Annotated in this window: 14 protein-coding genes, 1 tRNA gene and 1 rRNA gene; 2 read left to right on the plus strand and 14 right to left on the minus strand. The window is 53.5% G+C overall.

Features of this window, described 5'->3' with window-relative positions:
• Position 1 precedes the first annotated feature (1 nt).
• A tRNA-Thr gene (locus ACZ3HG_RS07520) sits at positions 2 to 77 on the plus strand.
• Between the two features lie 35 nt (positions 78 to 112).
• Positions 113 to 228: ribosomal RNA gene (gene rrf / locus ACZ3HG_RS07525) — 5S ribosomal RNA — on the plus strand.
• A gap of 158 nt (positions 229 to 386) precedes the next feature.
• Here rrf and ACZ3HG_RS07530 read toward each other — a convergent pair.
• From ACZ3HG_RS07530 to msrQ, 14 genes are all read right to left on the minus strand, one after another.
• On the minus strand, positions 387 to 1,148 hold the full coding sequence (locus ACZ3HG_RS07530; RefSeq protein ID WP_191934966.1) for an amino acid ABC transporter ATP-binding protein: 762 nt from the start codon (positions 1,146 to 1,148) through the stop codon (positions 387 to 389).
• A gap of 8 nt (positions 1,149 to 1,156) precedes the next feature.
• A complete protein-coding gene (locus ACZ3HG_RS07535) occupies positions 1,157 to 2,257 on the minus strand; it encodes an amino acid ABC transporter permease (RefSeq protein ID WP_191934967.1) in 1,101 nt (366 codons plus the stop codon).
• Positions 2,258 to 2,268: 11 nt separating this feature from the next.
• Positions 2,269 to 3,447, minus strand: coding sequence for an amino acid ABC transporter permease (locus tag ACZ3HG_RS07540; protein ID WP_191937053.1), 1,179 nt, complete (start codon positions 3,445 to 3,447; stop codon positions 2,269 to 2,271).
• Positions 3,448 to 3,514: 67 nt separating this feature from the next.
• Positions 3,515 to 4,540, minus strand: coding sequence for an amino acid ABC transporter substrate-binding protein (locus ACZ3HG_RS07545; RefSeq protein WP_191934969.1), 1,026 nt, complete (start codon positions 4,538 to 4,540; stop codon positions 3,515 to 3,517).
• 360 nt (positions 4,541 to 4,900) lie between these two features.
• Complete coding sequence (gene lpxP, locus ACZ3HG_RS07550) at positions 4,901 to 5,821, minus strand: kdo(2)-lipid IV(A) palmitoleoyltransferase (protein WP_191934970.1); 921 nt, start codon at positions 5,819 to 5,821, stop codon at positions 4,901 to 4,903.
• Positions 5,822 to 6,203: 382 nt separating this feature from the next.
• Positions 6,204 to 6,500: a DNA-binding transcriptional regulator Fis gene (gene fis, locus ACZ3HG_RS07555; RefSeq protein ID WP_000462905.1), complete on the minus strand. Its 297-nt coding sequence runs from the start codon at positions 6,498 to 6,500 to the stop codon at positions 6,204 to 6,206.
• Positions 6,501 to 6,525: 25 nt separating this feature from the next.
• The gene (gene dusB / locus ACZ3HG_RS07560; protein WP_191935067.1) at positions 6,526 to 7,491 is read right to left on the minus strand and encodes a tRNA dihydrouridine synthase DusB; all 966 of its coding nucleotides are present in this window, start codon (positions 7,489 to 7,491) and stop codon (positions 6,526 to 6,528) included.
• A gap of 307 nt (positions 7,492 to 7,798) precedes the next feature.
• Positions 7,799 to 8,680 carry a 50S ribosomal protein L11 methyltransferase gene (prmA, locus tag ACZ3HG_RS07565; protein ID WP_465332619.1) on the minus strand — a complete coding sequence of 294 codons (882 nt, stop codon included), beginning with the start codon at positions 8,678 to 8,680 and terminating at the stop codon, positions 7,799 to 7,801.
• A gap of 2 nt (positions 8,681 to 8,682) precedes the next feature.
• Positions 8,683 to 10,146, minus strand: coding sequence for a sodium/pantothenate symporter (gene panF, locus ACZ3HG_RS07570; RefSeq protein WP_191934972.1), 1,464 nt, complete (start codon positions 10,144 to 10,146; stop codon positions 8,683 to 8,685).
• Complete coding sequence (locus tag ACZ3HG_RS07575) at positions 10,136 to 10,378, minus strand: YhdT family protein (RefSeq protein WP_191934973.1); 243 nt, start codon at positions 10,376 to 10,378, stop codon at positions 10,136 to 10,138. The genes panF and ACZ3HG_RS07575 overlap by 11 nt, the downstream gene beginning before the upstream one ends.
• Before the next feature lie 152 nt (positions 10,379 to 10,530).
• Positions 10,531 to 11,880 (minus strand): acetyl-CoA carboxylase biotin carboxylase subunit, encoded by a 1,350-nt coding sequence (gene accC, locus ACZ3HG_RS07580; protein ID WP_062744519.1) that lies wholly within the window; start codon positions 11,878 to 11,880, stop codon positions 10,531 to 10,533.
• Positions 11,881 to 11,891: 11 nt separating this feature from the next.
• The gene (accB, locus tag ACZ3HG_RS07585; RefSeq protein ID WP_062744518.1) at positions 11,892 to 12,365 is read right to left on the minus strand and encodes an acetyl-CoA carboxylase biotin carboxyl carrier protein; all 474 of its coding nucleotides are present in this window, start codon (positions 12,363 to 12,365) and stop codon (positions 11,892 to 11,894) included.
• A 21-nt stretch (positions 12,366 to 12,386) separates the two neighbouring features.
• A complete protein-coding gene (gene aroQ / locus ACZ3HG_RS07590) occupies positions 12,387 to 12,839 on the minus strand; it encodes a type II 3-dehydroquinate dehydratase (protein WP_191934974.1) in 453 nt (150 codons plus the stop codon).
• 226 nt (positions 12,840 to 13,065) lie between these two features.
• Positions 13,066 to 13,680, minus strand: a complete 615-nt coding sequence (gene msrQ, locus ACZ3HG_RS07595) for a protein-methionine-sulfoxide reductase heme-binding subunit MsrQ (protein WP_465332622.1) — start codon at positions 13,678 to 13,680, stop codon at positions 13,066 to 13,068.

Below are 13,680 nucleotides of genomic sequence, written 5' to 3' on the forward strand. Positions count from 1 at the left end.
TGCTGATATGGCTCAGTTGGTAGAGCGCACCCTTGGTAAGGGTGAGGTCCCCAGTTCGACTCTGGGTATCAGCACCAGTAATAAAGCGTGAGTTCGGTAAATCAAGAATTTGCCTGGCGGCTTTAGCGCGGTGGTCCCACCTGACCCCATGCCGAACTCAGAAGTGAAACGCCGTAGCGCCGATGGTAGTGTGGGGTCTCCCCATGCGAGAGTAGGGAACTGCCAGGCATCAAATAAAGACGAAAGCCCCGTACGAAAGTGCGGGGCTTTTTTCTTTTTGTTTTCGGCCAGCGCTTAACGGTGCCTGCTAATACCCTGAAATACGAATATAAAAAAAGCCCCGGCCAGTGATGGCCGGGGCTTTTTGCTGCTGTCAGTCACGTATACTAGTGGATCACCTGTGACAGGAACGCTCGGGTACGTTCAGACTTAGGATTGGCAAAGAACTCCTGTGGTGGAGCTTCTTCAACGATCTCTCCGCGATCCATAAAGATCACCCGGTCTGCTACGGTACGGGCAAAACCCATTTCGTGGGTAACGCACAGCATGGTCATGCCATCTTCTGCCAGGCCAATCATGGTATCGAGCACTTCTTTCACCATTTCCGGGTCGAGCGCTGAAGTGGGTTCATCGAACAGCATAATTTTCGGCTTCATACACAGCGAACGCGCAATGGCCACGCGCTGCTGCTGGCCGCCGGAGAGCTGTCCTGGAAATTTATGCGCATGTTCGGCAATACGTACGCGCTCCAGGTAATGCATCGCCAGCTCTTCCGCTTCTTTCTTCGGTGTCTTACGTACCCAGATTGGCGCCAGGGTACAGTTCTGCAGCACACTAAGGTGAGGGAAAAGATTAAAGTGCTGAAAGACCATACCCACTTCAGTACGAACGCGTTCAATATTACGCAGATCGTCGTTAAGAAGCGTCCCGTCGACGACGATACGCCCCTGCTGGTGCTCCTCAAGGTGGTTGATACAGCGGATGGTGGTAGATTTTCCAGACCCAGAGGGGCCGCAGAGTACGATACGCTCCCGGGGCTTAACCTTGAGGTTAATGTCTTTCAGGACGTGAAACTGTCCGTACCACTTATTCACATTTTCGAGCGTAATCATCATTGCGTCGTCAGTTGGGGTAATAATTTGCGTCATTTTAAACCTCAGTGCGGCGTACGCCCGGTGTTAAAGCGCTTTTCCAGATACTGGCTGTAGCGCGACATGCTGAAACAGAAAATCCAGTAGACCAACGCAGCGAATACATAGCCCTCGGTCGACATGCCCAACCAGGCGGGATCGACGGTGGCCTGCTGCACGCTACTGAAGAGATCAAACAGGCCGATGATGATCACCAGGCTGGTGTCTTTAAACAAAGCAATGATGGTGTTAACCAGACCAGGGATCACCATTTTCAACGCCTGAGGAAGGATCACCAGCCCCTGTGTTTTCCAGTAGCCCAGTGCCAGTGACTCAGCAGCTTCATACTGTCCCTTCGGCAGAGCCTGAAGCCCGCCACGCACCACTTCGGCGACGTAGGCCGACTGGAAGAGGATGACACCGACCAGCGCGCGGATAAGCTTATCGATGGAGCTGCCTTCTGCCATAAACAACGGCAGCATCACCGATGACATAAACAGAACGGTGATCAACGGTACACCACGCCAGAATTCGATAAACAGAACGCACAGCGTGCGGAGCACCGGCATGCGGGAGCGCCGACCCAGAGCCAGCAGGATGCCGAGGGGTAATGCCCCGGCAATACCCACTGAGGCAATAATCAGGGTCAGGGTCAGTCCGCCCCACTGGCGCGTTTCAACACGCTCGAGCCCGAGGAAGCCACCATAAAGCAGGAACCAGACGGTAACCGGGTAGATCACCGCCCAGGCAGCGATATAGGTTCCCCGGCGCGGCAGGCGTTTCAGGAACATCGGAACAATTGACACCAGGCCAATGATCAGTGCCAGGTTGATGCGCCAGCGGAGCTCATGGGGATATAAGCCATACATAAACTGGCCAAAGCGTGCATGAATAAACACCCAGCATGCGCCGTCCTTTGTACAGTCTGCACGGGTTTCACCCAACCAGTTCGCCTGAAACACCAGCCAGTTTAGCGCCGGAGGGATAACGGCCCATATCACCCACAGACAAAACAGCGTCAGCAGGGTGTTACCGATACTGGAGAACAGATTTTTTCTTGCCCATCCAACGGCACGCGACAGCGTGTTCGGGACGACTGCGGGCGTTTCATGAGTGGTTATCGTCATAATCCGTTCTCTTAGCGCTCAATAAGGGCGATTTTGCGGTTGTAGATGTTCATTAACAGCGAAATCGACAGGCTGATAATGAGATAGACACCCATAGTGATAGCAATGGTCTCAATGGCCTGACCCGTCTGATTCAGCACTGTACCGGCAAACAGAGACACCATATCGGGATACCCAATCGCTGCGGCCAGCGAGGAGTTCTTGACGATATTGAGGTACTGACTGGTCAGCGGAGGGATAATCACCCGCATGGCCTGCGGAATGATCACCTGGCGCAGGGTGACTGGATGAGGTAAACCGAGAGAACGCGCAGCCTCATGCTGTCCGTGCGGCACAGACTGGATCCCGGAACGGATAACTTCGGCAATAAATGACGACGTGTAAATCGACAGCGCCAGCGTTAATGCTGCCAGCTCCGGGATCAGCACGAATCCGCCGCGGAAATTGAAGCCACGCAGTTCCGGAATATCCCAGTGCATCGGGCGACCTGCAAACAGTGTTGCTATCAGAGGAAACACGACCAGCATCGCGATGGCCACGGGCCACGTCCGTCGTAGCTGACCGGTTTTCAACTGATGCTGCCTGTTGTAGCGAAACACTCCCCAGGCGATGAGCAGCGCCAGCACCAGGGCGGCCAGGAATGGCCCGGTACCCGGCACATATTCAGGCCACGGAATATACAGACCGCGATTACTGACGTAGGCAAGGTCAAAAGCATTAAGTGCCTGGCGCGGACCCGGCAGATTACGTAATACCGCAAAGTACCAGAAGAAGATCTGCAACAGCGGAGGGATATTACGGAACGTCTCAATATAGATGTTGGACAGCTTGCGCAGCAGCCAGTTGTCAGACAGGCGTGCCAGCCCGATAAAAAAGCCAAGCAAGGACGCAAAGACGATACACAACGCAGAAACCAGCAGAGTATTTGTCAGCCCGACCAGGAACACGCGAGCGTAAGTATCGGATTCAGTGTAATCGATCAGATGCTGGACGATACCAAAGCCAGCACTACGTTCAAGGAAACTAAAACCGGATGTAATGCCCCGGTTGGCCAGGTTAATGATGGTGTTGTGTATCAGGTAACCCGCAACGGCAAGCACTGCGACTATCGCAATGATCTGGTAAAGCCAGGCGCGAACCGCAGGATTACTGAATGAAAAATCCCTTTTTACGGTTGGGCGTTGAGACATGGTGAGACCTCAGTGACGAAAATTCTGGCATGGGCACCGGCAGACCGGTGCCCTGTAATCAAGGGAATTAACGTACTGGTGGCGCGTACTGAATACCGCCCTGGTTCCACAGTGCATTCTGACCGCGTGCAATTTTCAGCTGGCTGTCTTTACCGACATTACGGTCAAACACCTCCTGATAGTTGCCCACCTGTTTGATAATGTTGTAAGCCCACTTGTTGTCCAGCTTCAGGTCTTTGCCGAAGTCGCCTTCTGCGCCCAGCAGGTGCGCCATATCTGGTGTTGAGGGCTTCGCGGTCATCTCATCCACGTTTTTAGAGGTAATGCCCATCTCTTCCGCGTTCAGCATGGCGAACAGCGACCACTTAACAATCGTATACCAGTCATCATCACCGCGACGCACAACCGGGCCCAGAGGCTCTTTCGAGATCACTTCTGGCAGGACGATGAATTCACTCGGTTTACCCAGCTTGATTCTCAGTGCATACAGCTGAGACTGGTCGGAAGCCAGCGTATCGCAACGGCCAGTATCCAGTGCCTTAGCTGACTCATCAGAACGGTCAAAGGTGACCGGCGTGTACTGCATTTTGTTCGCTTTAAAGTAGTCCGCCACGTTCAGCTCGGTATCGGTACCGGCCTGGATACACACGGTGGCCCCATCCAGCTCTTTGGCGCTTTTCAGGCCTGCCTTCTGGTGGGTCAGGAAGCCGATACCGTCGTAATAGTTTACGCCAGCAAAGATGAAGCCCATGCCGCCGTCGCGGGAGGAAGTCCAGGTGGTATTACGCGAAAGAATATCGACCTCGCCGGACTGCAACGCAGTGAAACGCTCTTTCGCGGTCAGCGGGGTATATTTTACCTTCGTAGCATCACCAAATACCGCCGCTGCCGCTGCACGGCAAACATCCACATCGATGCCGGTAAACTTGCCGTTGGAATCGGCATATGAGAAACCCGGAAGACCGTCACTGATACCGCACTGCACGAATCCTTTCTTTTTAATGGCATCCAGTGTCGTACCTGCATGAGCCTGATTCGCCAGGCTAAACAGCGTAGCGGCGGCAATCATCGTGGAGAGCATCATCTTTTTCATAAAGCATCCTGTGTGGCGGATTTATATTGTTATGTTTAGTGCACGCTCTGGTGCACTTTTCCTGTCTGTGGCCGGAGGCCATTCACTGCTTTGCAAAGGCAATGCCAGATTTGCAGAGCGCTGAATTTGTTGAAAAGCGTTACTGATAATGGGAGGTTTATTACAAGCTGTATTAATATCGCGCACCAGGAAGGGGCAAAAATAGTCATGATGGTCACAAATAGTGCATTTAGTTTCACTATATGGAAGCAATGTGAGGATGGTTGCAGATTTGTTATTTAAGTGTAAATTTTGTTGCGAAGACCAGCGCCATCAGGCGCTGGTGGGGAAGAGAACAGGGGTTATACTTTAATACCGCGATCAGTACAGGGAACTGGCTCCGGCAGGACGGGTCTTAAAGCGGCGGTGTAGCCACATGTACTGGGAGGGCGCACGCATAATCTCGCGTTCAATAACCCGGTTCATGTATTCGGCTGCTTCCTGCTCACTTTCAATCGGATAATCCTTCAGTTCGGGCTGGATCACCAACTCATAACCGCTGCCGTCTTCCTTACGGATCAGCACGACGGTGATCAGTGCAGGCTTTGCCATGCGTGCCAGCATCCAGGTACCGCTGGTGGTTGCGGCTTCCGGTACGGCAAACAGCGGCGCAAATACGCTGCCTTTCGGACCGTAGTCCTGGTCCGGTGCAAACCATACCGCTTCACCCTGCTTCAGGGCCTGTACCATACCGCGCAGATCGCGGCGATTAATCATCGCTTTGTTCGAACGCATACGGCCTTTGGTCTGCACCCACTCCATCAGTTTATTGTTGTGCGGGCGGTACATCGCCATCATCGGCTGGCAGAGGCCCATCGCACGTCCGCCTAATTCCAGCGACATAAAGTGTACGCCGATAATCAGGGCTCCCTTGCCATCCGTCTGGGCGGCTTTCAGATTATTCAGACCGTTAACGGTAAACCAGCGTTTCACCCGGCGATCGGACCAGAACCATGCCATGCCGGTTTCCAGCAAGCCCATGCCGAGAGATTCAAAATTCCCGACAATACAACGTTCAAGCTGCTGCTCATCCATATCCGGGAAACAGAGTTCAAGGTTACGGCGGGCAATGGAAACACGGCGCTTCATAAAGCGCATGGAAGTACGTCCCATCCAGGTGCCCAATTTGTTCAGCACGGGATAGGGCAGTTGGACCAGCAGAAATAACACGCTGACACCAAACCAGGTGAGCCAGTAGCGCGGACGTAAAAAGCTCCTCTGGAATTTTTGTGGCTGCTTCATATTTACTCATTCAGACATTAAGGGCGGGACCTGTAACGCAAAGTGAGGAAAGTCAGCTGCGATACACTCAATCAGACACCCGTTCAGGACTATGGTTTACTCACATTCTGTTCTTGACCAGAATTTACATTCGTAAGGGAGTGCGTACTGCGGTCAAATCGGTGAGGTTTTTCAGCGGAAGTACCTCCATCTTATGTAAAGGCACACAGATTACTCGTTACACAGGGAAAGATGGATGGGAAGTTTCCTATCAGGCGTTGCCTGGGTCTCCTGCTCTCTGACTGTGGAACAAGCGCATCGCCCGTTGCGATACGTTATCAATAAAAAAGCGCTTAAACCATAGGGATAAGCGCTTTAGATACAACATGATAGCCAGAGGCTATTAGTTCATGCCGTATTTTTTCAGTTTCTTACGCAGTGTACCGCGGTTGATGCCCATCATCAGGGCTGCACGGGTCTGGTTGCCACGGGTGTATTGCATCACCATGTCCAACAGAGGCTGTTCTACTTCAGCCAGTACCAGCTCATACAGATCATTTACATCCTGACCATTCAGTTGAGCAAAATAGTTCTTCAGTGCCTGTTTGACCGAATCACGAAGTGGCTTTTGGGTCACCTGATCCTGTGAATTTACGGTAGATACGGTCAGTACGTCAGAATTTACGCGTTGTTCGAACATAGTTCTGTCAGCTCTTTATTTCTAATTACGCAAGATTTTCGAAGTATGCCTCCAACGCCTCCAGCTGTTCGCTGGCATCCTCTATGGCGTTGAATGTGCGCCGAAACTGGTCGTTTGGGGCGTGCTCCTGCAGATACCAGGAGACGTGCTTTCGGGCAATACGGTATCCTTTGCGGTGACCATAAAAGTCGTGCAGTTCCCGTAAGTGCCCGATGAGCAAGCGCTTTACTTCAGCCAGTGGCATCGGTGCCAGCAGCTCCCCAGTGTCCAGATAGTGCTGGATTTCCCGGAAGATCCACGGTCTTCCCTGAGCCGCCCGTCCTATCATCAGGGCATCAGCCCCCGTATAGTCAAGTACGGCTCTGGCTTTGTGCGGGTCAGTAATGTCTCCATTCGCGATAACCGGAATGGATACGTTCTGCTTAACTGTCCGAATGCTGTCGTACTCAGCTTCGCCGTTGAACAAACACGCGCGAGTGCGTCCGTGAATTGTCAGGGCCTGAATACCACAACGCTCAGCCAATTGTGCAATCTCTACACAGTTGCGGTTGTCGCTGTCCCAGCCAGTGCGAATCTTTAAGGTGACCGGTACGTCGACTGCATTCACCACAGCCAGGAGGATAGACCTCACCAGCTCAGGATGTTGCAGCAGCGCGGAGCCTGCCATCTTGCGATTCACTTTTTTAGCGGGACAACCCATATTGATGTCGATCACCTGCGCACCTGATGCTGCATTGATGCGTGCGGCTGCCGCCATCTCTTCCGGGTCACAACCGGCAATTTGCACGGTACGAATACCAGGTTCGTCACTGTGTACCATACGCAACCGCGACTTATCGCTGCCCCAGACTTCAGGGTTTGACGACATCATCTCGGAAACAGTCATACCAGCGCCCATTGCATAGCAAAGGGTCCTGAATGGCCTGTCTGTTATCCCGGCCATCGGGGCTGCAATCAAACGATTACGAAGCTGGTGATTTCCTATGCGCATGAAAAAAAAGTGACCATAGTGTGTCCGCAAGGCGGCGTATATTACGCATTTTTTCAGGAAGATGAAAGGCCAAACTTTGAACAATCCGCTGATGCCGATCAAGGAACCACCGTACTCGTCAGGGGTATTTATTTAATAGTCATATAAAACAATGAATTAAAAAAATATGACGAAATTGTGTACAAAGATTTTTCTTTTTTTGTGACCCAGTTAGCAACATAAATCACGTCAGTTTGCCTGTTATTCGAGACATATGACGTGATGAACGGGCTGATGCAGCTTATCTGGGCTGCATCAGCGGTTTATTTTAACGACGAATTCCGGTGATGCGGCACCACTCTTCTTTTTCCGCCACCGGATCCAGTGTAAAGGTATCCGCATAGGCTTCACACACACTCTCTGCCTGGCTGGCGAGAACCCCGGACAAGCCGAGATGGCCGCCATTTTTCGGCAAGACGCTAATCAGCGGTGCCAGTTCACGCAGCGGGCCGGCAAGGATATTTGCTACCACCACGTCAGCACTGAGATTATCTGGCTGCTCGTGTGGCAGATAGAGCGACAGACGCTCGGACACGCCGTTGCGCTGTGCATTGTCACGGCTGGCCTGAATGGCCTGCGGATCGATATCAATACCGATAGCGGCAGCGGCACCGAGTTTCAGGGCGGCAATGGCGAGAATACCGGAACCACAGCCGAAGTCGATCACGGTTTTACCCGTCAGATCGAGACCATCCAGCCAGGTCAGACACAGCGAGGTCGTCGGGTGAGTGCCGGTACCAAATGCCAGACCGGGGTCCAGCATCACGTTGACGGCCGCAGGATCGGGAACGTCACGCCAGCTCGGGCAGATCCACAGACGCTGGCCGAAGCGCATCGGATGGAAGTTATCCATCCACTCGCGCTCCCAGTCTTTGTCTTCAATTTGCTCGATTTTATGATGAAAACCGGTGCCTAACAGCGGGTGATGCTCAAGGCCGGCAATCACTCCCGGCATGTCAGTTTCGGCATCAAACAGCCCAATCACGTCAGTATCTCCCCACAAACGGGTTTCGCCCGGCAGCGGTTCAAAGACCGGGTTGTCGTGGGTGTCCTGGAAAGTGACCGACACCGCGCCGTTTTCAATCAGTGCGTCGCCCAGGTCTTCAGCCTGCGCACCGGTGGTATTCAACTTCATTTGTATCCAGGGCATTTTCAATCTCTTCCATCAATCAGGGGGGAGGCAGTCGTCGTGACAGGGTCAGAATGGCCAAAACGATTGCCAATAATAAAGGCCAGCAGGCTAAGAAGCAGGGCCGGTACGATCGGGTGGAAACCCCAGGGTTGCAGCGACAGGGTGGCCAGCAGGGTGTAACAGGCTGCACCTGTCATCATGCTGCTCAGTGCGCCCGCCGCGTTGGCTTTCTCCCAGTACAGCCCCAGCACCAGTGGCCAGAGGAACACCGCTTCCAGCCCGCCAAAGGCCAGCAGGTTGAGCCAGATAATCATCTCTGGTGGATTCCAGGCAGCCACCAGCAGCAGCAGGCCCAGAATTAGCGTCACCAGCGAGGAGAGACGTTTGAGCAGCGGCTCATTATCCAGCTGATGCGGCCGCATACGCAGATAGAGATCTTTAACGATCGTTGCCGACGATTGTAGCAGTTGGGCATTGATGGTGGACATGATCGCCGCCATCGGCGCGGCAAGAAAGATCCCGGCTGCCAGCGGCGGCAGAACATGGATCATCAGCGTTGGGATCACCTGGTCCGGGATCGCTAAGTCCGGGATCACCGCCCGTCCCAGGGCACCTGCGAGGTGCATACCAAACATCAGCACTGTCACCACCACGGTACCCAGCAGGATCGCCCGATGCACGGCCTTGCTGTCTTTATAGGAGATGCAGCGTACCGCCGTGTGCGGCAGACCGATGACGCCGAAGCAGACCAGCACCGAGAAAGAGGCCAGGAACGTGGGGGAGAGAATATCATCCACGCCAGTAGCCGACACCAGCTGCGGATCGATGTGTTGCAGGGTTTCGACTGCCTGGTGCATTCCGCCTGCCGCCTGAATGACAGCGAACAGTAACAGGAAGGTGCCTGCCAGCATCACCAGCCCCTGCATGGCATCGTTGAGTACGCTGGCGCGGAAGCCGCCAAACGCCGTATACAGCGCGATAGAGACGCCAAAGATCAGCAGCCCGGTGTTGTAAGGAATGCCGGCGGCCGTTTCCAGCAGGCGTGCACCACCAATAAACTGCACGGTCATGGCACCGATAAAGGCCACCAGCAGGCTGATGCTGGCCAGCCATACAAGCAGCGGACTGCGATAGCGCGCATACAGCATATCGTTGAGGGTGACGGCATTATAGCGTCTGGCCAGAATGGCAAATTTCTTGCCAAGGATACCCAGCGACAGCCAGACGGCGGGCACCTGCACCATCGACAGCAGCACCCAGCCCAGACCGTATTTATAGGCCGCTCCGGGGCCGCCAATAAACGAGCTGGCGCTGATATAGGTGGTGGTCAGGGTCATGGCCAGTACGAAGCCACCCATTGAGCGGCTGCCGAGGAAATACTCACTCAGGAAACTGCCCTCACGGCGCTGGCGCATGGCATAAACAGAGAGGCCGGCGACCAGCAGCAGATAGCCAATCAGAGGCAAAATAATGTCAAGCTTCACCGTCGTCCTCCAGGGAGATATCGCGGAAGATGACGCGAACCATCAGCCAGCAAAGAAAAATAAACACACCCGGTACCAGCAGACAGGCCATTTCAAACCAGTGCGGCAGACCGGTCATACCGGGTTTATCATCCGGCAGCCAGCCCGACAGCGCCCAACAGGCAAGGTAAGCCACCGCCAGCCAGAAGGCCCAGCGTGCTTCACGGTGTGCTTGCAGAAAGCGTTTTTCCATCCGTTTCTCCCTCAGGGTTACGACAAGGACAGATAAAAAGAAGGGAATTTTACGACAGGATGCGCATTTGCCCAGCGATATCTTGCAAAAGTAGCGGAATGGGGGCAGAGAAAAGTGGGCCTGACGATACAGGCCCACTGAACAGCGGCTAATTACTTCTCTTGCAGGCCGAGTTTTTTCTCCAGATAGTGGATATTAGTGCCACCGTGCTGGAAGTTCTCGTCTGACATGATTTTCATCTGCAGTTCGATATTGGTTTTAATCCCGTCGATGATCAGCTCAGCCAGCGCATTTTTCATGCGTGAAATGGCCACATCACGGTTTTCGCCAAAGGTAATCAGTTTGCCAATCATCGAGTCATAGTACGGCGGCACGCTATAGCCTGCGTAGATATGAGACTCCCAGCGCACACCAAAGCCACCAGGTGCATGGAAGCGGGTGATTTTGCCGGGGCTTGGCAGGAAGGTGTTGGCATCTTCGGCATTGATACGGCATTCCACCGCATGACCGCGAATGATCACTTCTTCCTGCTTGATTGACAGCGGCTGACCGGCTGCAATGCGCAGCTGTTCTTTGATCAGGTCAACGCCGGTAATCATCTCGGTCACCGGATGTTCAACCTGGATGCGGGTGTTCATCTCAATAAAGTAGAACTCACCGTTCTCGTACAGGAACTCGAAGGTACCTGCACCCCGATAGCCGATATCAATACAGGCTTTCGAGCAGCGTTCGCCAATGTAGCGACGCATCTCTTCAGTAATACCCGGTGCAGGTGCTTCTTCCACAACTTTCTGGTGACGGCGCTGCATAGAGCAGTCACGTTCTGCCAGATAGATAGCGTTGCCCTGACCGTCAGCCAAAATCTGAATTTCGATATGGCGTGGGTTTTCCAGGTATTTTTCCATGTACACCATGTCGTTATTGAAAGCCGCTTTGGCTTCCGCTTTCGTCATGTTGATGGACTGTTCCAGGTCTTTGTCGCCGCGTACGACGCGCATACCACGACCACCGCCGCCGCCAGAGGCTTTGATGATCACCGGATAGCCGATACGTTTCGCGAAGGCACGGTTTTTATCCATGTCTTCGGTTAACGGGCCGTCAGAGCCTGGCACGGTCGGAACACCGGCTTTCTTCATCGCGGTAATCGCGGACACTTTATCGCCCATCAGGCGGATGGTGTCGGCTTTCGGTCCGATGAAGATAAAGCCAGAACGCTCTACCTGTTCGGCAAAGTCAGCATTTTCAGACAGGAAGCCGTAGCCAGGGTGAATCGCGACTGACCCGGTGATCTCAGCGGCTGAAATCAGCGCCGGGATATTCAGGTAGCTTTTCACTGACGGTGGCGGACCAATACACACGGTTTCATCAGCCAGCAGCACGTGTTTCAGGTCACGGTCAGCCGTAGAGTGCACGGCAACCGTTTTGATGCCCAGTTCTTTACAGGCGCGGAGAATGCGCAGCGCGATTTCACCACGGTTAGCAATTACAATTTTATCAAGCATGGCTCGCCTCGTTATTCGATGACTACCAGCGGCTCGTCAAACTCAACAGGTTGACCGCTTTCGACCAGAATCGCTTTCACAATGCCGGATTTATCGGCTTCGATCTGGTTCATCATTTTCATCGCTTCAACGATGCACAGGGTATCACCGGCGTTAACTTTCTGACCCACTTCCACGAAGGCTTTCGCATCCGGGCTTGGGGTACGGTAGAAAGTACCAACCATTGGGGAACGTACGATATGGCCACTGATCTCAGCAGCGGCAGGCGCTTCCATTGCCGGAGCGGTAGCCGGAGCAACGGCATTAGCCAGTGCTGGCTGCTGCTGCATCATTGGCGCCGCATAGGCCTGCTGCATCATCGGGTAACCGACGTTAACCGGTGCACGGCTGATGCGAACAGACTCTTCGCCTTCAGAGATTTCCAGTTCAGCGATGCCTGATTCTTCAACCAGTTCGATCAGTTTTTTAATCTTACGAATATCCATGAGTGTGGTTCCGTACTCTGTTTAATTAGATGGTGACAGGCGTTTAACTGCCGTCTGTAAAGCCCAGGAATAACCGTCGACGCCAAGTCCACAGATCACGCCGGCAGAAATATCAGAAAGATACGAATGATGGCGAAAGGGCTCACGGGCATGAACGTTTGACAGATGAACTTCGATAAACGGGATGTTCACTGCCAGCAGCGCGTCACGCAGTGCCACGCTGGTGTGGGTAAATGCCGCCGGGTTAATGACGATATAATCGACATTGCCTTTTGCCTCATGTATGCGATCGATGAGCGCATATTCCGCATTTGACTGGAGATGGCTCAAAGTGACGTTCAGCGCATTCGCCTGCGCGGTCAGATCGCTGACAATATCTGCCAGCGTGCTATGACCGTACTTTTCAGGCTCACGGGTCCCCAGCATGTTGAGGTTGGGGCCGTTCAAAAGCAGTACGTGCAACTTGTCGGTCATCTTGCTGCTATCTCCTGCGATAATAAAGGCATCGCACAAAATACATCGCAAACGCCGGTTTGTCACCTTTTCAGATGAAATTTGACGAAAGCAACCGTATGAAGTCGGGCATTATAATGATATCAACGCAATTAGCAGCTAAATACTGGTCGTATCAGCGAAGATGATCAACCACGCCAGGGAAAAAAGGCGTAGTTGATTGCTGAAGATGCGGGGCAGGACACAGTTATCGGCTGCGGCCAGGCAACCATTTACGCAGTTTTTTGTATCGCCATGCCAGCAAGATCCCGGCAATTAACGCATAAATCCACGGCTGGGGCGACAGGGTTTTGACGGACCAGAGATAATGAACCGGTGCCAGTATGGCCACCAGATAGACGGCATTATGCAACGTCTGCCATTTTTTCCCCAGTTTACGCTGCGCACGCTGGAAGGAGGTGGCGGCCAGCAGGAGCAGGATCGCCCAGCAAATAATCCCGAGTGTCAGGTAAGGACGTGAGATCAGCTCCGATCCCAGCAGGCCAAGGTTGCTGATCCCAAGCTCCAGCAGGGAATAGCTCACCAGGTGGAGCGTGGCCCAGGCAAAACACCATAAGCCCAGCAGGCGGCGTACGCGGATCAACAGTGGCTGTTTACCGTAGCGTGCCAGTGGTGTCACGGTCAGAGAGGCCAGCAAAAACTTCAGCGCCATTCTGCCGGTGAAATGCTGGATATCTTTTGCCGGGTCGGTGCTGAACCAGCCCTGATCGATCGACAGCAGCAACCACAGCAGCGGCAAAAAACCCGCCAGGTGCAGTAGCACTTTTAAGCCCGTAATCTGTTTCAGCGACAGGCGGACCAT

The organism is Erwinia sp. PME.40.26/001 (genome assembly GCF_055556675.1).

Bases quoted from the DNA above. Each gene is read 5' to 3' on its own strand.
- ACZ3HG_RS07530 (WP_191934966.1), bottom strand. From the start codon at position 1,148: ATGACGCAAATTATTACCCCAACTGACGACGCAATGATGATTACGCTC.
- ACZ3HG_RS07535 (WP_191934967.1), bottom strand. From the start codon at position 2,257: ATGACGATAACCACTCATGAAACGCCCGCAGTCGTCCCGAACACGCTG.
- ACZ3HG_RS07540 (WP_191937053.1), bottom strand. From the start codon at position 3,447: ATGTCTCAACGCCCAACCGTAAAAAGGGATTTTTCATTCAGTAATCCT.
- ACZ3HG_RS07545 (WP_191934969.1), bottom strand. From the start codon at position 4,540: ATGAAAAAGATGATGCTCTCCACGATGATTGCCGCCGCTACGCTGTTT.
- lpxP (WP_191934970.1), bottom strand. From the start codon at position 5,821: ATGAAGCAGCCACAAAAATTCCAGAGGAGCTTTTTACGTCCGCGCTAC.
- fis (WP_000462905.1), bottom strand. From the start codon at position 6,500: ATGTTCGAACAACGCGTAAATTCTGACGTACTGACCGTATCTACCGTA.
- dusB (WP_191935067.1), bottom strand. From the start codon at position 7,491: ATGCGCATAGGAAATCACCAGCTTCGTAATCGTTTGATTGCAGCCCCG.
- prmA (WP_465332619.1), bottom strand. From the start codon at position 8,680: ATGCCCTGGATACAAATGAAGTTGAATACCACCGGTGCGCAGGCTGAA.
- ACZ3HG_RS07575 (WP_191934973.1), bottom strand. From the start codon at position 10,378: ATGGAAAAACGCTTTCTGCAAGCACACCGTGAAGCACGCTGGGCCTTC.
- accC (WP_062744519.1), bottom strand. From the start codon at position 11,880: ATGCTTGATAAAATTGTAATTGCTAACCGTGGTGAAATCGCGCTGCGC.
- accB (WP_062744518.1), bottom strand. From the start codon at position 12,365: ATGGATATTCGTAAGATTAAAAAACTGATCGAACTGGTTGAAGAATCA.
- aroQ (WP_191934974.1), bottom strand. From the start codon at position 12,839: ATGACCGACAAGTTGCACGTACTGCTTTTGAACGGCCCCAACCTCAAC.
- msrQ (WP_465332622.1), bottom strand. From the start codon at position 13,680: ATGGTCCGCCTGTCGCTGAAACAGATTACGGGCTTAAAAGTGCTACTG.